The organism is Nostoc sp., assembly GCF_036917555.1.
In the GTDB taxonomy this organism is placed as follows: domain Bacteria; phylum Cyanobacteriota; class Cyanobacteriia; order Cyanobacteriales; family Nostocaceae; genus Nostoc.
In genome coordinates this window covers 56,057-79,004 of record NZ_JBALDD010000092.1, presented here as the reverse complement: position 1 = coordinate 79,004, position 22,948 = coordinate 56,057, and the positions used below count along the sequence as shown (strand labels likewise).

The 22,948-nt window shown below is 40.0% G+C and carries 22 protein-coding genes; 9 read left to right on the top strand and 13 right to left on the bottom strand.

Going from position 1 to position 22,948, the window contains the following annotated elements:
* Positions 1 to 8 precede the first annotated feature (8 nt).
* A complete protein-coding gene (gene uvrB / locus V7K60_RS34200) occupies positions 9 to 2,006 on the bottom strand; it encodes an excinuclease ABC subunit UvrB (RefSeq protein WP_334932734.1) in 1,998 nt (665 codons plus the stop codon).
* Between the two features lie 253 nt (positions 2,007 to 2,259).
* On the opposite strand from uvrB, the gene V7K60_RS34195 reads away from it, so the two are divergent.
* The 3 genes from V7K60_RS34195 to V7K60_RS34185 all read left to right on the top strand — a co-directional run bounded on the left by V7K60_RS34195 (position 2,260) and on the right by V7K60_RS34185 (position 4,394).
* The gene (locus V7K60_RS34195) at positions 2,260 to 2,724 is read left to right on the top strand and encodes a hypothetical protein (RefSeq protein ID WP_334932583.1); all 465 of its coding nucleotides are present in this window, start codon (positions 2,260 to 2,262) and stop codon (positions 2,722 to 2,724) included.
* A 343-nt stretch (positions 2,725 to 3,067) separates the two neighbouring features.
* The gene (locus tag V7K60_RS34190; RefSeq protein ID WP_100900626.1) at positions 3,068 to 3,250 is read left to right on the top strand and encodes a CsbD family protein; all 183 of its coding nucleotides are present in this window, start codon (positions 3,068 to 3,070) and stop codon (positions 3,248 to 3,250) included.
* 505 nt (positions 3,251 to 3,755) lie between these two features.
* A complete protein-coding gene (locus V7K60_RS34185) occupies positions 3,756 to 4,394 on the top strand; it encodes a histidine phosphatase family protein (protein WP_334932581.1) in 639 nt (212 codons plus the stop codon).
* A 67-nt stretch (positions 4,395 to 4,461) separates the two neighbouring features.
* Here the strand turns inward: V7K60_RS34185 and V7K60_RS34180 are convergent, their stop codons facing one another.
* From V7K60_RS34180 to V7K60_RS34155, 6 genes are read right to left on the bottom strand one after another with little or no spacing between them, the layout of a single operon-like run.
* Entirely contained in the window at positions 4,462 to 4,920 is a 459-nt protein-coding gene (locus tag V7K60_RS34180) for a hypothetical protein (RefSeq protein ID WP_334932579.1), read from the bottom strand.
* A gap of 19 nt (positions 4,921 to 4,939) precedes the next feature.
* On the bottom strand, positions 4,940 to 5,359 hold the full coding sequence (locus tag V7K60_RS34175; protein ID WP_334932577.1) for a type II toxin-antitoxin system VapC family toxin: 420 nt from the start codon (positions 5,357 to 5,359) through the stop codon (positions 4,940 to 4,942).
* Positions 5,356 to 5,646 (bottom strand): hypothetical protein, encoded by a 291-nt coding sequence (locus V7K60_RS34170; RefSeq protein WP_334932575.1) that lies wholly within the window; start codon positions 5,644 to 5,646, stop codon positions 5,356 to 5,358. Before V7K60_RS34170 ends, V7K60_RS34175 begins: the two co-directional genes overlap by 4 nt.
* A 47-nt stretch (positions 5,647 to 5,693) precedes the next feature.
* Entirely contained in the window at positions 5,694 to 5,966 is a 273-nt protein-coding gene (locus tag V7K60_RS34165; RefSeq protein ID WP_323233453.1) for a hypothetical protein, read from the bottom strand.
* Between the two features lie 47 nt (positions 5,967 to 6,013).
* Positions 6,014 to 6,514, bottom strand: a complete 501-nt coding sequence (locus tag V7K60_RS34160) for a hypothetical protein (RefSeq protein ID WP_334932568.1) — start codon at positions 6,512 to 6,514, stop codon at positions 6,014 to 6,016.
* Between the two features lies 1 nt (position 6,515).
* Positions 6,516 to 10,214, bottom strand: a complete 3,699-nt coding sequence (locus V7K60_RS34155) for a tetratricopeptide repeat protein (protein ID WP_334932566.1) — start codon at positions 10,212 to 10,214, stop codon at positions 6,516 to 6,518.
* Between the two features lie 160 nt (positions 10,215 to 10,374).
* On the opposite strand from V7K60_RS34155, the gene V7K60_RS34150 reads away from it, so the two are divergent.
* Positions 10,375 to 11,502, top strand: coding sequence for a succinylglutamate desuccinylase/aspartoacylase family protein (locus V7K60_RS34150; RefSeq protein WP_334932564.1), 1,128 nt, complete (start codon positions 10,375 to 10,377; stop codon positions 11,500 to 11,502).
* Positions 11,503 to 11,561: 59 nt separating this feature from the next.
* Here the strand turns inward: V7K60_RS34150 and V7K60_RS34145 are convergent, their stop codons facing one another.
* Positions 11,562 to 12,644: an ATP-dependent 6-phosphofructokinase gene (locus tag V7K60_RS34145; protein WP_334932732.1), complete on the bottom strand. Its 1,083-nt coding sequence runs from the start codon at positions 12,642 to 12,644 to the stop codon at positions 11,562 to 11,564.
* Between the two features lie 833 nt (positions 12,645 to 13,477).
* Between V7K60_RS34145 and era the strand changes: the two genes are divergently transcribed.
* Together era and V7K60_RS34135 are read left to right on the top strand one after the other, a co-directional pair.
* The gene (gene era, locus V7K60_RS34140; RefSeq protein ID WP_334932562.1) at positions 13,478 to 14,434 is read left to right on the top strand and encodes a GTPase Era; all 957 of its coding nucleotides are present in this window, start codon (positions 13,478 to 13,480) and stop codon (positions 14,432 to 14,434) included.
* Positions 14,435 to 14,522: 88 nt separating this feature from the next.
* Positions 14,523 to 15,200 carry a response regulator transcription factor gene (locus V7K60_RS34135; RefSeq protein WP_334932560.1) on the top strand — a complete coding sequence of 226 codons (678 nt, stop codon included), beginning with the start codon at positions 14,523 to 14,525 and terminating at the stop codon, positions 15,198 to 15,200.
* A gap of 720 nt (positions 15,201 to 15,920) precedes the next feature.
* Here the strand turns inward: V7K60_RS34135 and V7K60_RS34130 are convergent.
* The 5 genes from V7K60_RS34130 to V7K60_RS34110 all read right to left on the bottom strand — a co-directional run bounded on the left by V7K60_RS34130 (position 15,921) and on the right by V7K60_RS34110 (position 21,127).
* Positions 15,921 to 16,661, bottom strand: a complete 741-nt coding sequence (locus V7K60_RS34130) for a DUF3891 family protein (RefSeq protein WP_334932558.1) — start codon at positions 16,659 to 16,661, stop codon at positions 15,921 to 15,923.
* Between the two features lie 484 nt (positions 16,662 to 17,145).
* Positions 17,146 to 17,838 (bottom strand): manganese catalase family protein, encoded by a 693-nt coding sequence (locus V7K60_RS34125; protein WP_334932556.1) that lies wholly within the window; start codon positions 17,836 to 17,838, stop codon positions 17,146 to 17,148.
* Between the two features lie 139 nt (positions 17,839 to 17,977).
* Positions 17,978 to 18,286, bottom strand: coding sequence for a GlsB/YeaQ/YmgE family stress response membrane protein (locus V7K60_RS34120; RefSeq protein WP_334932554.1), 309 nt, complete (start codon positions 18,284 to 18,286; stop codon positions 17,978 to 17,980).
* A gap of 589 nt (positions 18,287 to 18,875) precedes the next feature.
* The gene (hemN, locus tag V7K60_RS34115) at positions 18,876 to 20,258 is read right to left on the bottom strand and encodes an oxygen-independent coproporphyrinogen III oxidase (RefSeq protein WP_334932552.1); all 1,383 of its coding nucleotides are present in this window, start codon (positions 20,256 to 20,258) and stop codon (positions 18,876 to 18,878) included.
* 152 nt (positions 20,259 to 20,410) lie between these two features.
* On the bottom strand, positions 20,411 to 21,127 hold the full coding sequence (locus tag V7K60_RS34110; RefSeq protein WP_334932550.1) for a biliverdin-producing heme oxygenase: 717 nt from the start codon (positions 21,125 to 21,127) through the stop codon (positions 20,411 to 20,413).
* 857 nt (positions 21,128 to 21,984) lie between these two features.
* Between V7K60_RS34110 and V7K60_RS34105 the strand changes: the two genes are divergently transcribed.
* From V7K60_RS34105 to V7K60_RS34095, 3 genes are read left to right on the top strand one after another with little or no spacing between them, the layout of a single operon-like run.
* Positions 21,985 to 22,203: a hypothetical protein gene (locus V7K60_RS34105; protein ID WP_334932548.1), complete on the top strand. Its 219-nt coding sequence runs from the start codon at positions 21,985 to 21,987 to the stop codon at positions 22,201 to 22,203.
* Positions 22,200 to 22,436, top strand: a complete 237-nt coding sequence (locus V7K60_RS34100) for a hypothetical protein (RefSeq protein ID WP_334932546.1) — start codon at positions 22,200 to 22,202, stop codon at positions 22,434 to 22,436. The genes V7K60_RS34105 and V7K60_RS34100 overlap by 4 nt, the downstream gene beginning before the upstream one ends.
* On the top strand, positions 22,406 to 22,942 hold the full coding sequence (locus V7K60_RS34095) for a hypothetical protein (RefSeq protein ID WP_334932544.1): 537 nt from the start codon (positions 22,406 to 22,408) through the stop codon (positions 22,940 to 22,942). The genes V7K60_RS34100 and V7K60_RS34095 overlap by 31 nt, the downstream gene beginning before the upstream one ends.
* The last annotated feature ends 6 nt before the right edge of the window (positions 22,943 to 22,948 follow it).

Below are 22,948 nucleotides of genomic sequence, written 5' to 3'. Positions count from 1 at the left end.
ACCAAGCACTAACGTCCTAGCATTTTATCCCGCAGATGTTTAATGCGATCGCGCAATTTCCCCGCCTCTTCAAATTCCAGTTTCTTCGCCGCTTCTTTCATCTGCGCTTCCAATACAGTAATCAATTGGGGAATCTGTTCTAATGGCAGTTCATCTAGATGTTCATCTACTACTTTCAAGTCAGTTGCATTTAACCGCCGAGATACATCTAAAAAAGCCAAAATCGCATTACTAGATTTTTTCACAATTGGTTGTGGTGTAATCCCATGCAGTCGATTATGTGCCGTTTGAATACCACGCCGCCTGTCTGTCTCATCAATGGCTTTAATCATGCTACCTGTTAGGTTGTCGGCATACAAAATCGCTTGTCCCTGGATGTGACGCGCGGCTCTACCAATAGTTTGAATTAAGGAACGCTCGGTTCGCAAGAAACCTTCTTTATCTGCATCCATAATTGCCACTAAGGAAACTTCGGGTAAATCCAAACCTTCCCGCAGCAAATTCACACCAACTAATACATCAAATTTCCCCTCGCGCAAGTTCTGTAAAATTTCAATGCGCTCAATAGAAGTAATCTCGGAATGTAAATACCGTACCCTTATACTGTGGTCTTGCAAATATTCGGTTAAATCTTCTGCCATGCGTTTGGTTAATGTAGTAATTAACACTCGTTCATGGCGGTCGGCTCTATCTTTAATTTCGCCTAATAAATCATCAATTTGTCCTTCTGTGGGACGCACGGAAATTTCTGGATCAACCACCCCAGTTGGTCGAATTACTTGTTCAACTATATGGTCTTCAGAAACTTCTAATTCCCAATTTCCGGGAGTTGCTGAAACAAAAATACACTGATTTACTTTTTGCCAAAATTCCTCGGCTTTCAAAGGCCGATTATCAGCAGCGCTAGGAAGACGAAATCCATGATCGATTAAAACTTTTTTTCTCGCTTGATCACCGTTATACATACCGCGAATTTGGGGTACGGTAACGTGAGATTCATCGATAATTAATAGCCAATCTTTAGGAAAATAATCAATTAAACATTCTGGTGGATCTCCAGCTTGTCTTCCTGCTAGGTGACGGGAATAGTTCTCAACGCCGTTGCAGTAACCGACTTCCCGCAGCATTTCTAGGTCATAGCGTGTACGTTGATCTATACGTTGCGCTTCTAATAGTTTCCCTGCTTGTTCTAAGTCTAGTTTTTGCTGTTTTAATTCAGCTGCAATGTCATGACAAGCTATTTCTAACCGTTCTTCTGGAGTGACAAAGTGACGTGCAGGGTAAACATTTACCGCTTCCAAACTTTTGAGAATTTCCCCTGTCACTGGGTCAATGTAGCGAATTGCGTCAATTTCATCACCAAAGAATTCGACACGAATAATTCGGTCTTCATAAGCTGGGCCAATTTCTAAGACATCACCACGGACGCGAAATTTTCCCCGACCCATTTCTATGTCGTTGCGGCTATATTGAACATTTGCCAAATCCCGTAAAATTTGGCGTTGATTTACTTCCATACCTATCTGAAGGGGGATGGCAGCTTTCAGATATTCTGATGGCATTCCTAAACCGTAGATGCAGCTGATGGAAGCAACGACAATGACATCACGACGTTCAAAAAGCGATCGCGTCGCTGAGTGCCGCAACATATCAATTTCATCATTAATCGCCGCCGTTTTTTCAATATAGGTATCGGTAACGGGAATATACGCTTCTGGCTGATAATAATCGTAGTAGCTGACAAAATACTCGACTGCGTTATTGGGGAAGAAATCCCGCAACTCGTTACAAAGCTGTGCAGCCAGGGTTTTGTTATGTGCCAGAACTAAAGTAGGCTTGCCAATTTTCTCAATAACTGCTGCTACCGAAAATGTCTTACCAGTTCCAGTGGCTCCTAGTAAAGTTTGGTAACGATTGCCTGATTGGATGCTAGCAGAAAGTTTAGCGATCGCTTGTGGTTGATCGCCTGTGGGACTAAAGGGAGCTTGAAGACAAAATTCTGTCATACAGTTTTGCTGTAAATACTCTATCTCATGGTGACGATTCCGCCCTGTATCCATTGTAGCTGGCTGATCAAATTAAATAAATAGTAATAATTGTTTGCGAAAATTAATAATTTAAATTTACTTATGTATCAGTTTTAAAGATTCTTATATCTATATGAGGTTTTTTAAGGTTAGACTCTAAGGTATATGGGAAAAAATTTCATCTTTCCTTAATTATTGTAAAATTCAATTAACAAACCAGAGGTTTTCGTTTATGACTATTAGCAACGCTGGCAAAGCAACCAGTTCTCGGCAAAAGTATGCCAAGTCTCAAGGGGAAACCAGAGAGGAAGTTGAAAATCAACAAGACCAGAGCTTGAATGCTGATAAAGTCGAGGAAGTAAATGAACTGCCAGTTGGAGCTTCTGGAACACTCGCCATTTCTGGAATTCGTCCCATAGGCGCTAGCGACTTAGAAGTTGCTGAACACCTCTCAATTGCTGGGGTGCGTCCTGTTAGCACCAGTAGCTTGGAAGTAGTTGAAACCTATAACTCAATGGGTATTCGTCCAATTGGTGCTAATACATTCCAAGTTGTTGAAAGTATGAATCTCTCTGGGATTCGTCCAATTGGCTCAAGTTTATTGGTAATTGATGAAAGCTATTCAACATTTGGGAACCGTCCGATAGCATCAAATGAGGTTGACAATTCTGAAAGCCTGATGGGTTTTCTAGATTAAACAAAAAACACCCCCATAACTTTATTAACCCATTTTCTATACGAAACTGGGTTTTTTTATTTAAAAAGTAGAAATTACCATCTGTGACATTTGTTCTATGTCTTTTAGCATAGGTAACTAAACTATTCTCACTTTATTTTATATTCAACCAACAGCCAGAACGCTTACTAAAACTAACTTTCTTAATTACAATTACCAATTACGAATTCAGAATTATTGAATCTACCTTGTGGTGGAAGGCTTTAGCAAAAACGTTAAGTTACTATGTAAAGGTCATAACAAAGAGTTTCAAAGTTAGTTTATAGCTTTGAAATTAATTTCTAATTTAATCAGGAGTATCAAAATGAGCATAGAAGATCGCGCAAAGGCTGCTGCTAAAAATGTTGAGGGTAAAGCCCAAGAAGCATTAGGAAATGTTACTGGAGATCCAGAAGATAAAGCCGAAGGTAAAGCAAAGCAAGCTGAGAGTGAAGTACGTCACGGAATTGAAGACGTAAAAGATAATGTCAAGAAAAACATTGACTAGTAATTCATGATTTTTTTGCAGAAACTCTAGGAATAGAAATGGGGTGGATTCCATTTTTGCAAAAAAATGTGGATTGTTTGAGAACCAAGCTAAACTCTTATAATATGTCCTGAGTAAGGGTTAGACAGTAGAGGATCAGCTTGATTGGCAAAATTTTTGTAGAGACGTAATTAATCACGTCTCTACAATTCTCAAGACATTTTAAAATTTAGATATATAGCAATTCATTAGTTCGAGCAGATTTAAAATTATTCTTTTAAAATTTATAATGATAAGCATCTAGACCAATAGTTGGGACTTTCTATACATAACCCCAACTGTATGACTGTTGATGATGTTAGCAAAGTAGCGTAATGTTCAACATAAGCCTAGTTACATTAACTTTGCCCAATCTGAAGATTATTCCAAATATCATGAAATTGTAGTACTATAGCACGGGCATTAACTATCTTCAGCTACATCTGATTATTAGCGCTCTTAAATTTACAATTGATGAGAATATACCGTGAGCCTAACTCTTTACTTCCTTCGTCACGGACAGACAGAATGTAGCCGCAATAATTCCTTTTGTGGTTCCATAGACTCAGAACTTACTCCAGAAGGCTTGGAAATGGCAAAGGCTTTTGCAGATACATATAGTTCTATGGATTGGACAGCAATATTTTGTAGTCCAATGCGGCGAACTGTGGAGACAGCAAAACCTTTATGTATATCCATAGGGATAGAACCACAACTTAGAGGTGGTTTGAAAGAAATTAACTATGGCTTGTGGGAAGGGAAAACCCCAGAAGTAATTAGCCATAAATATCACGATGATTATATTCGCTGGTCAGCAGATCCGGCTTGGAATGCCCCAAATGGTGGAGAAATGGGGGTTACAATTGCTTCTCGCGCTTTGCAGGTAATTGAAGAAATCAAGCAAAATTACAGTAGTGGCAATGTTTTAGTTGTTTCCCACAAGGCAACTATCAGAATTATTCTGTGTAGTTTACTAGGGATTGATGTGGGACGCTTCCGTTTTCGTTTGGGATGCCCTGTTGCTTCGGTCAGTATTGTAGAATTTACCTCACATGGGCCGTTATTAAAAGTTTTGGCAGACCATAGTCATTTGGATGAGCGGTTGCGAAATTTACCGGGGACATGAGGAAGTTGGGAGAGACGCGATTAATCGCGTTTTGAGAGAGACGCGATTAATCGCGTCTGTACAAGAGTTAGGAGTTATTATTTTTCCCTTGCTTTCCTTCACTATCTGGCTCAGTATATTTGCATAAAACATTTATTCCAATTTTCAAAATATATAACACGACAATTGTTGCGATCGCACCATCAATCGGAATTCCATGCACTGCTGCAACGGCAACCAGGGAGCCAATGATACTGTTAAACAAAGAAGAACTACCAGGGTTATTAGTGTATTCTTTGATTTTGCCCCGTAAACCATCATCACCACAGATTTCCGCGCGAATTTCATCGAGGGTGAGTTGCAAAATAGATTTTTTGCCTATACTATAATCTGTTGTGCCGACTTTCTCTTGCCAGAGTGCATCAAAACTAGCTTCTAGATTCCCGTTGTGGTGCTGTAGGGTAGTAAGCGCTTGTTGCGCTGGGGTGTCGTTTGCCAGAAGTTGCTGAAATTCTTGGATTTCGACAGGGGTTAATTGGGCATTCATATATATTTGACTTAATTATTTATGGAATATTTGTTAGTTCCTGAATCAACTCTTCAGGTGTGATAATTCTGGGAGTAGCAACTGGAAAATCTCTAGGATTGCGAGTAATGATAGCATCTAAGTGATTGAGTACTGCACTGCTGTATTGAATAGCGTCTTCAAAATCTCTAAAGTTAGCAGTTAATGCCATATTGATTGTGGTACTGTCTACTGTTGCGACTTGACAGAAGGTTACAATTCTATTTAAAAGGGATAGAGCAGATGCTCGACCTTTATCTTTCCGAATGATGTAGTAGAGGTCACTAAAAGTAGAAGCAGAAAGATAACCTTCTATTTGTTTTTGATAAATAAATGAGAATACTTGTATAGTATTGCTGTAAAAGGGATGGCGTTCAAGAGCAAAATCCAAAATTATATTAGTGTCTAATAAAACTCTCACAAATTATGTTTCTCCCTCAAATATTCCCATTTGGCTTGCTCAGGGTTAAAATCTGAAGGAGTCGGCTCTGTACTTTCCAACCACTCTTTCAAAATGGGTATAGAGCATTCCACTATTCTTTTTTGCTTTTCAGGCTGGGACTGAGTTTGATTTTCTCTAGAACTTTCCAAAGATGGAACTGGTTGCAAAATAATCACTTCTACCATTCCTGGAGCAATATTTAGAGGTTCGTGAATAATTAAATTACCGGATTCATCAATTGTGGCGTTGAGCTTATAGGCTTGCATATTGGTTTTCCTCATCTATATATAATTAAATAATATTTCAGAAAATTTCACAGATTATGTTTCTCCTTTAAAGCTTCCCATCTGGCTTGGTCTGGGTCAAAGTCTGGTGGTGTCGGTGGGGCATTTTCAAATAAACCTTCAAATGCTTTGACTTTAGACTTTCTTCTCGGCTTTTCTGGCTGTGACTCAGTAGGAGTTTCCAAGGATGGAACTGGCTGTAAAATAATCACTTCCACTTTTCCAGGAGCAATATTTAGAGGTTCGTCAATAATTAAATGACCTGATTCATCAATTGTGGCGTTGAGCTTGTAGGCTTGCATATTGCTTTTCCTCATCTATATATAATTAAATAATATTTCAGGCAATTTCACAGATTATGTTTCTCCTTTAAAGCTTTCCATCTGGCTTGATCTGGGTCAAAATCAGAAGGCGTGGGTTGTGTTTTTTCAAACCAGCCTTGCAAAGCTTTGATTTTTGTTTGTCTTTTCGGCTTCTCTGGCTGTGACTCAGTAAAAGTTTCCAAGGATGGAACTGGCTGCAAAATAGTACCTGAATCAACGATCGCAGTTATAAGTGAATGTCCTGTCGTCACCAATATTACAAGATTAAGCCTTAAGGTTACGACATTAAGGCTTAAGGTTACGAGATTAAGGCTTAAGGTTATGACATTAAGGCTTAAGGTTACGAGATTAAGGCTTAAGGTTACGAGATTAAGGCTTAAAGTTACGACATTAAGCCTTAACATTACAACTTTTTGACAAAAGCTTATGCGATCGCTCTTTAGGGTAGTGCGATCTGTGCGATCGCAAGCAATGCTTAAATAAAACTTATGAATGGTTTGACGTTGGCAATAAATTTTGGACTGCACCCTACAACTCTGTTTCTAGCCTACCTTGCGCTGTCCAAATTGCCTCACGCACCTCTCCAGCGCACTCTTCACCCTTCGCTTTGCGCCAAATGGCTTGAAACTGACTTTCGCCTAACTGTTGGAGCATACGGGCTAAATCATTGATATCTGAACCAAGCCACTCTTCATTATGCTCTAGGTCAATGGCTAAAGTACTAATGTAAATTTGCAAAGCCTGAGCATAATTTTCTTGAGCTTCTAAAACCCTTCCCCATTGCCCCAATGTTGCTGAAGCCTTACGCCAATCTTGAAAATTGCTATAAATTTCATAAGCTACTTGATAGCATTCTGCGGCGTTTTGAAAGTCTTGTGTTGCTTGGTATACTTTACCGAGATTGTTATATGAATTGCCAGCCTGATAAGGATTATTCAAACTACTGTAAATTTTGATGGCTTTTTCGTAGTATGCAATTGCGTCGTCAAATTCTTGTTGCAAATATAAAACAATGCCAATTTGGTTGCAAACATCAGCTACACCAGAAAAATCGTTAGCATCCTCTCGAATTTTAAGGGCTTTTTGATAATAAATAATTGCCTCATTAAAATCACCTTGATTAGATGCCACAATACCTAAACTATAATATACGTTAGCAGATTTGTATAAATCACCGAAGTCTAGTCTTATTTTTAGAGCCTGATTTAAATAGTTAGTCGCCTCTTGAAAGTTTCGTTTTACAAGCGCAATCAAACCCAGTTCATAGTAATCACTGGAAGCAGTATACAAATCACCAACATTTTCATATATATAGGACGCTTGTTTATGGTAATTACTAGCATTATCTAAATTTCCTTGTTCTTGAGCTATGATGCCTAAATTGTGATATATGATAGCAATATTTTGTCGATCTTCAGTATTCTCTACTATTTTTAGAGCATGATTGTATAACTCTATTGCTTTTAAAAAATCTCTTTTCTTTTGGGCTATCATAGCAAGTTCGTGATACTGAATAGCAATCTTTCGCTCTACATACGGCTCATTGAAATCTGCTAATTCATCCAGAATTTCTTGTCTAATAGCAGTTGCTCTATCTAGCTCACCACTATCGAATTCTTCATTTGCATCTTGACCCCGCAAATACGTCCAGAATATAAAAGCATCTTCTCCCTTTGCTTTGGCATCTGCCAAGTGAATACCAATATACTTCAGCGCCCGTTGTCGCAGTGACTTAAATTCGGGTTTGCGTCCTATGCGCTCATACACTTGTCCCAAGGCTTGCAGAATCAATTGTGCATAAGCCCATTCCTGCTGCTGTTCAGCAAGGCGTAGATTTTGCAACAGATTTGGTTCTTCCACCCGCAGCACAAAAGTTGCCAGTTCAGCGTTGCTGATAAGTTTCTCATGGTAGTTGTCAGCCAAATAAGCGTAGAAAATCAGCAACTTTTTTTCGAGTTCGTTAATCACCTCCTGGGAAGTAATTGTTTTTAACTGCTGGCGCAAATACCAAGGTAGTGCTGGGTGAATTTTGTAGATACTCTCACCCAAATCTTCCACAATACCTGCGGCTGCGGCTTCATTGAGAATCTGCAACCAATCTGGTTTTTGCAAGTTCTCCCCAAACACCGCCCGATAAGCTTGTCCATCGCTATCATCAGGACTTTCTGAAAAACTATGCAGCCAATCTGCATCAACCCGTTCCGAAAACAACGCCAAAAATGGTAAATGCTGACGCGTTCGTTCCGATAACTTAGCAAAAGAATAATCCAACGACACAGTAAGAGATTTTTCTCTCCTTTCTTCCTCTTGTCCCCTAAAAGTATCCAACCCCCGCCGCAGCGCCTCAATTAATTGCATAGGTGTCTGCATTTTTAAATGCGGCAACACCACCCGCAAAGACAAAGGATGTCCCCCCAACAATTCCAACAATTCCAAATACTCTGCTGGTAGGTTCTTTCTCTCCACGCCCACTGTTTGCAAAATCTTTGCGGCTAACTCTTGGGCATCCGCTTGAGACAACCCCTGCAAATTGATTAAACTATACCCACAATCTAACCAAGGTTCTTCGCGGCGACTGGTAATTAATACCCAAGAATTACCACCCCGCAATTCTTTAAGAAACCGCTTCAGCTTGTTTCTTTCTTCCCCACTCAATAATGGTTCATTCCCCGTAGGGAAACCGTTGACAGGTTCAAAGTTATCCCAAATCAACAAGCAAGGATTAGTTTGCAGATATTGCCGCACTACATCCTCTTGCTTATCTGGCATCATTTGGGAAAATCTCTCACCTCCTAACGCCCTACCAATTTGGTTAATTACCTGACTCAACCCCGCACCCTGTTCAAAGGAGGTGAAGAACATACCGCCTGTACGTCCTTGAGTGTCATTTAACCACCGGGCGAAACCTGCGGCTAACTCAGTTTTACCAACGCCGCCCATTCCCTGCACCAAAACCAGATGATTTTGCCGAAATGCTCTCTCTAAACGCAAAATCTCATAATCTCGCCCAATAAAACCATAGGCGCTTTCATCAGGTAAACCTACAGCTTTGCTGCTTTCTGGGGTGTTGTCTGTTTGCGTCATCAAATCGGCAAAACTGGGTGCTGTCTTTTTAGGAACAAAAGGCGTGTAGGGTTCCTGCTGATACAACACCGGCACAAGCCAATCTTGTAAAGGTAAATTTCCTTTGGCACTGGGGCGCATTTTGTCAATAGACATGGACTTACGCCCTGCTGCAACTGCTGTGGCGATACACTCTCCCCTGACTAATTCCCCATACAACCGCCCAATAAAGTGTTCTGCACCTTTGGCTTTAATCGTGTATGCCATCGCTACCACGCCCTTAGCCCCCAATTTCACCAACTGTCCCGCCACAGAAGAAAAAGCTTCTTCGCCTACTTGTCCAGACTTGCAAGCATTCAGCACAAAAATAGGTACGCGACAATCTGTTAAATATTGGGCAATTTCCCTAGCACTGACAGCTTGCTCATTTCCCTGTTCATCCTCAAAAACTAAAACTCCCTGAGTCTCGCTGTCAAAATTCCCATGTCCATCAAAATGGACGATATGATAAAAACCCTTATTCGCTTGCAGTTCTGCTTCAAATGCTTTCAAGCTAGGGGGACGCAATACCTTAAGATTGACTCGCTGACGTATCGGTTGCAGCGCCGCCAGCAGGGGACGGGCAATGGTTTTAAACCCAACGTCTTGCTGATCGTAAGGACGCGCAATAACTAGTAAAATATTCAGTTGGTCATCGGGCATTGCTGGCAATGGTGCTTTTACGCCCTGACTGCTGAGACTGCGATACATTCCCGCCAGTGAAGGTGCAAGAAATTGATAATCGGGGGAATACAGCAACTCCCAAGGTAAATTCAGCACATTGGCGTTATCAGAAATGATGCCCAGTTCACAGTTATCTAGCCCTTCCCGTGTCGCTTCTTGAAAAAACTCTCTTCCTTTCTCTGTGCTGCGAAATACTAGCTCAAATAGCTGTTGTCCCCAATGCTGTAATTTTTGTTCAATTTTTACAGCGTTATCTGGAAAAATACCGTAAGGAAAGCTCAGATAATCTTCTAAATACCAGCGCAACTCAGCCGCATTTTTTTCATCGAAGGGTTGCTGGAAGACGACTTCTGACGCAAAGCGAGGACTTTCATATCCGCGTTGCCAAGAAAGCTGGATTTTGTCGTCTTGATGCGTAATCCGCAACCAATTCTGCGCCATAGCTACTGCCAACACTAGTTAATGTGATGCTACCTTATCCTAGTCATTCACGCAGAGGTTAGCTGATTACGCAAATGAAATCAGCAAATTTTATTGGACTAGGCTTTTAATTCAGTACAGATACAGCGATAATTTACTCAAATCATTACCGAGTTATTTCATGCTGCCAGTTATTGAAAGCATTGTATTACGTCAAATGGCTTCAGGCGATCGCCTTTACTTACAACTATACAAATTCATCGGCGCTCAACCTGGTAAAAAGGTTTACATTCAATCTAATCTGCACGGTGCTGAAATCGCTGGCAATGCCGTTATTCATCAGCTAATTGAGTTTTTATTAACAATAAATGATACAGATTTAACTGGAGAAATTTGGCTGCTTCCCGTTTGTAATCCAATGGGAACGAATGAACGCGCTCATCATTTTTCTCCTGGACGTTACTGCATTTACGAAGCTAAAGACTGGAATCGCATATTTTGGGACTACGAGAAAGAAGCTGATGATTTAGTAGCTTTTACTAAATCTCAACTTCATAGTGATCTAAAGGTCATTCGACAAAATTATTTAACTATAATTAAGCAACGATTTGCGAAAATTTTAGAAAAAATTAATTCTCCTAGTGCAGTGCCATATACTGAGCTTTTTGGCTATAAACTACAAAATCTGAGTTTAGATGCAGACTACTTAATTGATTTACATAGTTCTACAAATGAAGCTTTAGACTACCTTTATTACTTCCGAAATCGAGAAGACAGTGCGAAAGACTTCGGGTTTGATTTCGGAATTTTACTTGATAAATATGATGGTGATGCTTTTGATGAAGCTTTTATCAAACCTTGGTTAGCACTGGAAGCTTGTTTTAAAGAGTTGGGTAGAGAAGTCAAGTTTGATGTGGAAGCTTGGACACTGGAATTAGGAACAGGAATGCAAATAAACCCTGATTCAGTTGCTAAAGGTGTACGGGGTGTGAAAAGTTATTTAGCACAAAAAGGTGTACTGCAAAGAGCTGATTTATCATCTGACACAAAAAACCATGAGATGACTTTTGCATCTAACAGCAACAGGAAAAAATATTATGCGATCGCAGGTGGCATGATTCAATCCAGAATAGAATTAGGTACTAAAGTAAAAGCTGGAGAAAAACTGTATCAAATTCTCAGTTTTAATAAAGAAGGTCAGCTACCTAGTGTAATTGATGTCTGCGCTCAACATGATGGATTGGTTTATGATGTCGCAACCAATCAAGCTGTAAATGAAGGGGAATTTGTATTGGGAATTGTTAGTTAGGAGTTGAGAGTTGGGAGTTTTGTAACTCCCAACTCTCAACTCGTTACTCAACACTGAATTTAGTCTCCCAAATAAATACTCATACCACGAGCAGTTTTAACTAAAGTACCATTGGGATTGACAGCGCTATATTGAGCGATCGCTTCTGTAATTGGTACACTTAATACTTGGCGATTTTGCCATGTCACCATGCGGTCGTATTTAGCTTCTGCAATTAGATTAACTGCTGCTACGCCAAAGGCTGTTGCAACTAATCTATCCAGTGGTGAAGCAGTTCCACCCCGTTGAATGTGTCCTAAAACTGTGACTCGCGTTTCTACACCAATCTGCTCAATAATTTTATCTGCTAAATATTCACCAATTCCACCGTATCGAGATTGACCTAAGCGATTTGTAATCGTCACATTTTCCCCATCGTGGGTACGAACCGCTTCAGAAACAATAATCAAACAATAGTTTTTGCCTTTATCTTGGCGTTCTTTGATTTTGTGGCAAATATGCTCAACTGTGTAGGGAATTTCGGGAATTAAAATTACATTCGCTCCCCCCGCAATTCCCGCAGCTATTGCTATGTGTCCGGCATCACGCCCCATTACTTCCAAAATCATGACTCGGCTATGACTTGCAGCGGTAAAATGTAATCGGTCTAATGCTTCTGTGGCAATATTTACTGCTGTATCAAAACCAATGGCGTGTTCGGTAACGCCAATATCGTTATCAATGGTTTTGGGAATACCTACTAAATTAATACTACCTTGTTGGGCGAGGCGACGCAAAATTGCCAAGCTACCATCACCGCCGATACCAATCAAAGCGTCTAAACCTAGTTGATGATAACCTGCAATAATTTCTTCGGAGCGATCGCATAAACTTCCATCCGCCATTGGAAAGGCAAAAGGGTCGCCTTTATTGGTTGTCCCCAACATTGTGCCACCCGCAGTTAACAACGAGTCAACTCGATCGACTTCCAGCTTGGTGAATTGTGGCGGACGCGCCATTAATCCTAAAGTCGCTTGACGAATTCCTAAAACCTCCCAGCCGTAAGTATTTACAGCACAATTTACTACAGCCCTAATCACAGCATTTAAGCCAGAACAATCACCTCCACTCGTAAGAATTCCTATGCGTTTGGGTTCTCCCACATCTTTTATTGACATTTTGATCCAAATGTATATATTAAGTAATCGATGAAACTTAAGCCAAAGTTAGGGGCAGATTAAACCTAAGCAAAAGTCCTCCCTGTTAATGCCAAAGTAATTTTATGTTGATTTTGTATCTAAAAACAAAACAAAGTCTAAAAATTTAGCAACTCCTGAAAGGATGTTTGAAAAGTCCTCTTCTCAGTAGCAAAATGTTTAGATCCCCCTAAATTCCCCGATAAATTGGGGGACTTTTACTCCGGTTTCCCTCTTTTTAAGGCAGGGCTGATTCATTCCCCAAAGAGCTTTAAAAATCAAGGGTTCTAGCAATTAAAAATTAGTTATTTTGTTACTGGCGTAACGATGAAACCAACTATTTTACTGATATTTCAGTGCTTAAATGTTCGTCTCTTGGTCATGCTTACTTACAATTTTCTTGCTAACCATCTTGACAAATCCTGTTTTAAATAGAATGAATCAGCCCTACTTTTTAAGGGGGGCTAGGGGGATCAATAAGTGCTTGAAATCAATCACAGCCAACCACTTTTCAAACAACCTCTGAGCCATAAGTCAGAATTTATATGGGTTTGGAGGATGATTTCCGATGAAGTGAGGTAAACTTGGAGTTTAATTTTTTAATATTCTAATTACTGAATTCTGACTCTTGAATTCTACAACTAAGGTTGTCTCAGCTGTAAAATATAAGTGTAGAGCCAGTAGTAGATTAAACCTCGGCAAAAGTAATCCCTAAAAATGCCAGGGTAATTTTATGCTTATTTTGTGTATAATAAAAAACCAAGTTATCCCAGCTGTAAAATACGAGGGTGGAGCCAAAGGTGACTAGTATTGATAATTACAACTTCTCTTTTTCAGGAGAAGTAACAATCCCACAAGCTCCTCCTGAATTTAAATCAGGTTTTATCGGCATTGTTGGTCGTCCGAATGTCGGTAAATCTACTTTGATGAATCAATTAGTAGGACAAAAAATTGCCATTACTTCACCAGTAGCACAGACTACACGTAACCGTTTGCGCGGTATATTAACTACACCAGAAGCGCAGTTAATATTTGTAGATACGCCAGGAATTCATAAGCCTCATCATCAATTGGGCGAAGTATTGGTGCAAAATGCCAAAATTGCCATTGAATCGGTAGATGTAGTGTTATTTGTGGTAGATGGATCTGTGGCTTGTGGAGCAGGCGATCGCTATATTGCCGAATTGCTCAGTCGCAGCAAAACACCAGTAATTCTGGGTGTGAACAAAACCGACCAACAACCAACTGATTCGCAGTTTCTAGATGATAGTTACGCTCAGATGGGCCAGTCTCATGAATGGGAAATCGTGAAATTTTCTGCCAAGACTAGTACAGGATTACCGCAACTTCAAGAATTATTAATTGAACATTTAGAAATTGGGCCATTATATTATCCTCCAGACTTTGTAACTGACCAGCCAGAACGCTTTATTATGGGTGAATTGATCCGAGAACAAATTTTATTGTTGACTCGTGAAGAAGTACCCCATTCAGTTGCGATCGCCATTGACTTAGTAGAAGAAACTCCCAGCATTACCCGTGTACTTGCTACCATCAACGTCGAGCGTGATTCCCAAAAAGGCATACTCATTGGCAAAGGTGGAGCAATGCTCAAAGCAATTGGTAGTGAAGCCCGCGAACAAATCCAAAAATTAATTGCTGGCAAGGTTTATCTAGAATTGTTTGTGAAAGTCCAACCAAAATGGCGACAGTCACGGATTAGTTTAGCAGAGTTAGGGTATCGCGTGGAAGAATAAAATAAGTTGGTCATTGGTCATTGGCAAGCAAAAAAAGCAAAGGACAAAGGACTAATGACAAAGGACAAATGATTCTTAATTAATAAAAATGTCTTTAGATACTTACTATCCCTTAAATTTACCCGTCAATGCTCCGCCATTGCGTGTCTTAATTGTTGAAGACGATCCGATGATGCAACTGGGATTAGAGCAATCGTTAATGGCTCATCCTCAATTGGAGATTGTTGGACAAGCTGAAGATGGTTATTTAGGAGTTCAAGCAGCACTGCAACTGAAACCTGATTTGGTGGTTATGGATATTGGATTGCCGCGATTGGATGGCATTGCCGCAACACAGCAAATTAAGGCGGCGCTGCCAGCAACTCATGTGGTGATGTTGACATCTCATCAAACAGAGACAGAAATTATTGCGGCACTATCTAGCGGTGCAGATGCGTATTGTATAAAAGGTGCAAGTGTGGAACGATTGTTAAGTGCGATCGCAGCCGCAGTTGATGGAGCGGCCTATCTCGATCCTCAAATTGCACGGCGAGTAATTGATAATCTCAAACCGCCTTCACCCACCACCAACACTGCCAACTTATCTGGGCGCGAGTTAGAAGTGTTAAAGCTGATGGTAGACGGCTTGAGTAACCCAGAGATTGCCGAAAAACTCTATCTCAGTCCCAACACCATCAAAACTCACGTCCGGGGAATTATGAATAAATTAGCAGTGGACGATCGCGTGCAAGCAGCAGTCGTTGCATTGCGTTCTGGTTTGGTTTGATTACTTTATCTGGTGATTGCCACACCTTTTGCTTTCAAGTCAGCACGAATATTTAATCCCATTTACAAGTAGAGGCGTACATATATATGTACGCCTCTATGGCTGATTAATTTGTTGCCAAGATGTTTGAAAAATAGTCTACCTCAATGCATTTCAGTTAAAAGAGTTTGAGAATTCATTAGGGTCTACATTAGCAGGAAATAACAAAATTTCCTTGCCTTCTAAATTTGCCTTATGGTGAAGCAAAATTGCCTTTTCCAAAGAACAATATTTAATTGGAACCCATCTGTCGCTATAAAAGTAGACAGTTACTCGGCTCATTGCATACTCTTTCAACAGCAGTGGAAGAGACCAGGACGAGTCCACAGTTTGAACCTTACCTGTTAAATCCATGCTTTGAACCTCAGTGATTAAGTATATTCACTTTCACTGATCACAATGATTTAAAGGAACTATCATAAGTAATAATAATCTGTCTTAACAGTACATCTTTAGATAAAAGTTAAAATAATTAAAACTGCTCTCACGCCCTTGGCACTAAATGCGATCGCTACTTTTTATGTCTGGGCAGCTTGGGTTATATCCACAGCATGACCCCCTGCAATAATTGTTACTGAGATCGCCATTGCAAAAATAAGTAGGGAGCTGATAGAAGAGTGCGATCGCATAACCTAGTTTCTTACAGCTATTGTCAGGTAAATAGCTGTAAGCTCTATGCATCTAACTCTTAACAAATGTCCACTCTAGTACCTTGATAGGGGCTTCTTGTAGTACTTGAGATAATTCGGTGCTGCTCTCAAATTTCACTTGGGAGAGGTTACAAGCTTCGACGTTAACCGTAAATTTATCGTTCTGGAAGGGCCAGGGTTTGACAACAACCAAGTTATCACTGCGCTGCATGATATCATAGCGCTTACCTTCAGGGCCCTTGCTAATTTCTAAAAACCGCTCATCATCAGGTAATTCTTGCTGACAGAGAATAAGCGAAAGGCGATCGCACCATTGCATAAATGCATAGGCTGCATCAACTTCCTCCTTTTTAATGCGCAGTTCTTTACACCAATGTTGCTGGTTTTGAAGTTGCTCATCTAAAAGTTTGTCTAATTTTGAAGACTTACCTCGCCTCGGCTCATTTAAACGGCTGATGTGCATGGAAATTAATAGAGCCACCCATCGTCCACGGTAAAGGGCATTCTTTACCAAATTAGCCAATTTCTCGGCATCAGCATCTACATCGGGATTTGACTCAAGGGTGAAGTCCTTTGGCGCACCTGCTTCAGTCAGAATATCTTCTTCCCACTCTTTTTCTAGGTCATCGTGATGAGAAATTGCAGCTACTGTTTCATATAATCTTACTGGCGCATCTTTACGTTGCCATTGTCTTGCTAGTTGAGCTGCTAATAAAGCATGGGCACGATGATAAATGACTTCCCAACCATTTGGTGTAGCGTTGACAATCACAAGTTAATCTCCTGATGCTGAGTTTTGATTTTGAGTTGAATTAATTTTTGAAGTCAGAAATGTTGGGTTATAAATTGAAGCAGCGATCGCTCTAACTTTTTCAGTGTGGTTGAATATAGCGGTTCTCGCTTAGGTGCAGTACAGTTTTGACCTCTCTCCTAAAAGGAGAGAGGCTTTGAATCTTACTCCCCTTCCCTTGAAGGGAAGGGGTTGGGGGTTAGGTCTGTATTCCATGCAATTGGGAACCGCTATATTTATAGCTATAGCTATTTTCAATTGAATGTAATAGCCAAATACTCAGTAAGAATTCCCGACTTCTTAGAAAAGTCGGGAATTTTTTTGCTTACTAGATGTAGTTAAACAGCCTAAAAATTGCTAAATAAGGTGGGCTGTTTCCTCATAAGATGATTAGAAGTTTTTCAGAATTCCCCAAAACCTCTTTGCTCAAAACCAATCTCTACTCTAACTGCAACCACTTATACAATTAAGAGTGGCTTTCTAACGGATTAGCAACGTATTTGAATGTTGGCTCAGAATTCCAAGGACCACGCTCATCTTTACCATCTCCATTTGTAGATAGATTGTAGTATAGAGCAACAGTTTCATCTGGCTTAACATTACCAAAGAATGGATCTGTCAACTTACCTAGTGAATCTAGAGCTTTCATAAACATCTGAGTATGAGAAATTTCTCGTGTTAACAGATGCACTAAAGTCTCTTGGGTTCCTTTGTCGGTTGCCAACTTGATCAATGATTCGTAAGTTTGACGAGCGCCAGCTTCTGCTGCAACGTTAGCTCTTAAATCACGCACTACATCTCCACCCTCATTCAAGTAATTTGCAGTCCAAGCATTTCCTTGGCTATCAAGAAAATGAGGCCCAATTCCTCGGACTGCAAAAAGAGTACTCTTGTAAGCCTCTGTTTGATCTACATTTTTAGTATGACCTTCGATGAGCTTCCCAACCATTTCTAAATGGCCGAATTCCTCGATCGCAATGTCTTGCAGCATGTCTTTAATGCCAGCATTTTCGACATGGAATGATTGAACCCAATATTGAAGTGCTGCACTAAGTTCTCCAGTAGCTCCGCCAAACTGCTCTAAAAGTAACTGAGCAAAACGAGGGTTCGGTTCACTAATGTTAACTGCATGAATAGGCTCTTTCTTGTGAAAAAACATAGATTTACACTTCCCAAAATTATGATGTTACAGAAAGGATCGGCTATTTTATTTTCTTTTAGTTTTTTCCAGTAAGAGCTAATCTAATCTTTAATAGCTTCTTAAATTGGTGAACTAAAAGACTGATAAAATACAGTGTTTATGTGAGTGCTGATAACTGCCAATCAGCGATTATGCATTCCTGCTTCTTCTGAATTAATCCCCATATATAAATAGCAACAATTGCACATAGCACAGCTACTAAAATACCAGGGATTAAACCAGCGCCAGCCGAAGTAATTTGCGGAGTTCCTGTTCGTAGCAAGGTAAACAGACTTCCACCGACGAAAGCACCAATGATACTGAAAATCATTGTGGAGAGAATTGCACTACCTTGATAGCCAGGATAAATAGCTTTAGCAGTCGCACCTGCCAAAAGTCCTAAAACTATCCAAGCAATAATACTCATAACCGCCTCGACAATCTCACTTATATCTAAGTTATCAACTCTAATTCCAAATTCGTTCTACCAGATGGGGTAAATGCTAAATCCAAAAGTTATACAAAATAATTTACATCCAATTTGGATGAGAATTGGCCTTTTTTCATTGTAATATTAAACGCAATTTTTTGCATATTTATGTTAGGTTTTATTAAAAATATCTAGTCCTAGACATAATTATTGTCTGCAAAACTAAATATTTATTTCTTAATCAATCTATTCTTTTTTATCTCTATCTTAAGATACAAAGTTCGTATCTAACTTTTTGGGGATGTATTAAAATTATTTATTCACAAGAAAAATTTCCAGTTTTTCTTATGATTGCTCATTAATTATCTATATCACTAATTAACCAAGCTTTTTGCACATTTTTTATTTAACAAGTTTATTTAAATTGCCTTTTGACTGCTTATCACGCTTGCACTGTACTTCATGCACCACGCAAATAAGTTCAAAAATAAAATCAGATTGCTATAGTCTTAATAATATCCCCTCAACTTTTATTTGTAAGGTAGATTGAGGGGATAAGATGTGGTAAAGATTTGCAGAAACGATATCAAATAGCGCGGGAGAATTTTGTCTCTCGCGTTCTTGTATAAGTATCAAAGATAACAGCAATATTTCTTACTAATAATCTACCAATGTCTGTAATCTGGATCTGATTTTTTGATAAACTGACTAGACCATCGGCTTCTAGTAGTTTTAACGCCTCTAGTTCCTCAGAGAAATATTCATCAAAACTAATATGATATTTGTTTTCAATATCTTGCTTATAAAGCTGAAAATGAGACATGATACCCATAATAACATCCCGTCTAATGATGTCATTTTGAGTGAGTTTGATACCTTTACTAATAGGTAAAGTACCTGCTGAAAATGTCTGATAATAATCCTTTAACTCCTTGTGGTTTTGAGCATAAGCATCTTCTAACATACTGATGGATGTGGCTCCAAAACCAAATAATTCTGTCTCGGCGTGGGTAGTGTAGCCCTGAAAATTGCGTTTGAGAGTGCCATTACGTTGAGCGATCGCTAATTCGTCATTAGTTTTAGCAAAATGATCCATCCCAATAAATAGATATTGGTTATTCGTCAATTCTTCAATGGTCATTTTCAGAATCTCTAACTTTTCCTCTGCTGGAGGTAGCGCCTCTTGAGGAATATTTTTTTGTGTCGGTTTCAGCCACGGTACATAAGCAAAGTTAAAGACAACAATTCGATCGGGATCTAACTCAATCGTCTTTTTCAGCGTCTCTTGAAATGTCTCACGTGTTTGATAGGGTAAACCATAAATTAGATCTACATTCACACTTTCAAATTTAGCTTCTTTAATCCAACTCATGACATCAAAGAGCATTTCTTCTGGCTGGACACGATTGACAGCTACTTGAACTTGGCGATTAAAATCTTGAATGCCAAAACTAATGCGGTTAAATCCAATCTGTCTCAGAAATAAAATGTAGTTTTTATCTATATAACGGGGATTAATCTCAATTGAGATTTCTGCTTGGGGATCGATGTTGAAATAGCGATTGATGTTTTTCCATAAAAATTCTACTTGGTGACGCTCCAAGTAATTAGGAGTACCACCTCCCCAGTGGATTTGCAGCACTTTTCTATCTTTATCGATTAAAGCTGCGGTGTTTTTAATGTCTTCAACCAAAGACTCCACGTAAGGTTTAGCAATATTCTTGTTGTTGGAAATTACTGTATTACAGCCGCAGAAGTAGCAAGCACTTTGGCAAAAAGGGATATGGAAATATAAACTCATATGGGTTTTGCGTTGATTAGATGCTGCGATCGCGGCCTTAAAATCAGTTTCAGTGAATGTTTCGCTTAACTCTGTAGCGGGCGGGTAACTAGTATATCTAGGTGCGCGAGTGTCGTACTTTTGAATCAGATCGAGATCAAACTTGACACCAGGTAATAGAAAAACCATTGAGTTGCTTTCCAATGAATGAAGGGAGTAGGTAAAGACGCGATTAATCGCGTCTGTGGGGAGATGAGGGGAAAATAACCAATACTTCGACTTACCTCGGCTTCGCTCGGCACAAGTCGCTCAGTACAAGTGCCCAATGACAAATGACAAAATTAATTAGCCGCAGCTATTTCAGTGCTACCTGAATTTTGAGAACGAGTGAGGCTATTAAAGAGAACTTGACCGAGTGCTTTAATTAAACTTCCCTCTAACTCTTGAGCCATCTTTAAATTGAACCCAAAGGCATTATTGGCTTCTGCAACAATCCGTTCTGCTGTTATATCATCAACTGGTAATGCATTTAATGCCTGACGATACTTATCCTTAAATGCCTTTTTGTCAGGAATTTGCTCAAAGTTGTAAAAGGATGTGCCTTCATCGCCAGAAAGCTTCAGAACTGACTGAACAACTTTTTGTAGCATTTGACCCCCAGAAAGATCACCCATGTAGCGAGTGTAGGCATGACCTAGCAATAAGGCTGTTTCACTAGCAGAAATTTCCCGAATGCGGTTAATGTAGCTCTGACCAGCAGGTGAGACTGTAACTTGCTCTCTCCAATTATCCCCATAATAGAACACCATGTCTTTTTCGAGTGAGGATTGGCGATTAAGTTCAGGAAAGTAAACTGCACTAATTACAGGATGCTCTACATGGCTCTCTAATGCCGCTTCTAGTTCGCTGTAGACGTAATACAAGTTGCTTAAGAATTTGGCGAAGCAGTCTCTATCCACAACTCCTTGCAAAAAACATTTCATGAATGCCACATTTTCCGCTGATGTGTGGGCTTGTTGAGTTCCAGAGCGGAGTTTGATGGCTAGATTGCTACTCATTGTTGCTTCCTTCATGTTCAAGCGCAAGGTTTCTCGGCAGTCACCGACTCACGATGCCTGCCACGACCAGCTAAAAAATTGTTATTCTAGGTTTAGAAAGGATCTGCATCACTCTATCCAACAAGTACAACTGCCGATGCAAATCCCAGCTATTTTTATTTATCCTAAGATTATTTAACTATTCATTTATATATAGCTATAAAGATATTAATATTTATTTATGTTTTTCTAATGCTCATGTTCAGACACATCCCAGTTGAGTAGTAATAAAAATGGTTGTAGGATAGGTATTTAAACTCTGCAAAAATGATCGGCGATAAGTTTATTTCTCACCATTTACTTTCAAAAAAGTAACTGAAATAGTTTATTTATGGTTATTAACTTCTGACCTTACAGCAATTTTCATGTATTTGAACCACATCTGTCGTAAGGGCACAGCAATGCTCATTGGTGTCAACTTAACGTGAAACCCGCTTGGTGAGAACGTTTTGCCCTTACCCCCAGCCCCTCTCACGCATGGGAGAGGGGAGCCAGAGATTTAATTCTCCTTCACCCAAGGGAGAAGGGGTTAGAGGATGAGGGCGTGAGGTGATGTGTAAAACACCTGCCCAATATAGTTTTCAGTTTAAGTTGACACGTATGAGTAATGCTGTGCCCCTACCGCGTCGTCTATTTACCTGAAAATAGCTGTAAGAAACTAGCAGAGATTAATAACAGCGATGCCTACGGCGGCAAGCTACACTCACTAATTGTAAAATTCTGCCAAAAATTACCCTTGATAACTTTCATTATTGGGTATCCATTGCAGATTTACCTAATCAAACCCGTCGATACTGAATATTGAGAGGGACAGTTTATTGGACATCTTCAATATCGACAAAGACAAATTAGCAAAAGAAAAACAACGCTTCTGGCAACCGAATGAATTTACTATCTACTTTGACAATGCAGGCTTTCATGTCTCTGTCTGTATCGAAGAGAAGCGTTTACAGATTGTTAATACATCACATACAGCTACACGATCGCTCCCTATTGGCAGGAACTACAAACTGCACTGCAAAGAAAGGCTGGATTGATAGCAGGTATTTACATTACCAAAGATACCAAGCCAGGGACGCTCCCCTTCTTTGCTGTAGAGGATGGCGCGATCGCAACTACAATAAACATTCCCCCGGATACCGACCTAGAATATAGCGCCGCCTTCAATCTCTTTTCGCCGAACAACGTTTTATTCTATGACGGGTATTTGGGGATTTTGCAAGCGGATGAACGCTACCTTTGGATAATCAACGAATCAGACAACGAGTAAACATCCAGCCGATGTGGACGGAGGTTTGCAACGCACTTAAAGCCATGCCACCAGGTGTTTATGAAGATCCGCTTTATCCCAATGCCCCTTTTCGCACGATGATGATTGGTAAAGATGGGCTAGAAAGCCGGGTGAAAGCACCACCTAAGTCTGCGGTGTTGTTTCAATACAAATGTGAGTTATCAGATATTAGCCGTGTGGCCATTCTTCCCCTTGGCGATCGCTGTGCCGTCCGCATGATGCTATATAAAATGGAGTATGACGGCCCCGCCTTTCTGTTTGATTTAACGCGTACCACTAATATTGCAGATGTTGCGGATGCGCTCGAACAGGGTTTTGATGATATGTGGAACCCTGCTTATTTGCACTACAGTCCCGATGCAGGCAGAATTTACCAGTGGTCAGGTTTATCCTTTGCCCATAAAGTAGAGGAGACAGACGACCCCACGAGCGATATGTCTCCCGTCCATGAACCGAATGGGCGTTCGGTACACGGCACGCTCTGAAAGGTT

Bases quoted from the DNA above. Each gene is read 5' to 3' on its own strand.
- uvrB (WP_334932734.1), bottom strand. From the start codon at position 2,006: ATGACAGAATTTTGTCTTCAAGCTCCCTTTAGTCCCACAGGCGATCAA.
- V7K60_RS34195 (WP_334932583.1), top strand. From the start codon at position 2,260: ATGACTATTAGCAACGCTGGCAAAGCAACCAGTTCTCGGCAAAAGTAT.
- V7K60_RS34190 (WP_100900626.1), top strand. From the start codon at position 3,068: ATGAGCATAGAAGATCGCGCAAAGGCTGCTGCTAAAAATGTTGAGGGT.
- V7K60_RS34180 (WP_334932579.1), bottom strand. From the start codon at position 4,920: ATGAATGCCCAATTAACCCCTGTCGAAATCCAAGAATTTCAGCAACTT.
- V7K60_RS34170 (WP_334932575.1), bottom strand. From the start codon at position 5,646: ATGCAAGCCTATAAGCTCAACGCCACAATTGATGAATCCGGTAATTTA.
- V7K60_RS34165 (WP_323233453.1), bottom strand. From the start codon at position 5,966: ATGCAAGCCTACAAGCTCAACGCCACAATTGATGAATCAGGTCATTTA.
- V7K60_RS34155 (WP_334932566.1), bottom strand. From the start codon at position 10,214: ATGGCGCAGAATTGGTTGCGGATTACGCATCAAGACGACAAAATCCAG.
- V7K60_RS34150 (WP_334932564.1), top strand. From the start codon at position 10,375: ATGCTGCCAGTTATTGAAAGCATTGTATTACGTCAAATGGCTTCAGGC.
- V7K60_RS34135 (WP_334932560.1), top strand. From the start codon at position 14,523: ATGTCTTTAGATACTTACTATCCCTTAAATTTACCCGTCAATGCTCCG.
- V7K60_RS34125 (WP_334932556.1), bottom strand. From the start codon at position 17,838: ATGTTTTTTCACAAGAAAGAGCCTATTCATGCAGTTAACATTAGTGAA.
- V7K60_RS34120 (WP_334932554.1), bottom strand. From the start codon at position 18,286: ATGAGTATTATTGCTTGGATAGTTTTAGGACTTTTGGCAGGTGCGACT.
- hemN (WP_334932552.1), bottom strand. From the start codon at position 20,258: ATGGTTTTTCTATTACCTGGTGTCAAGTTTGATCTCGATCTGATTCAA.
- V7K60_RS34110 (WP_334932550.1), bottom strand. From the start codon at position 21,127: ATGAGTAGCAATCTAGCCATCAAACTCCGCTCTGGAACTCAACAAGCC.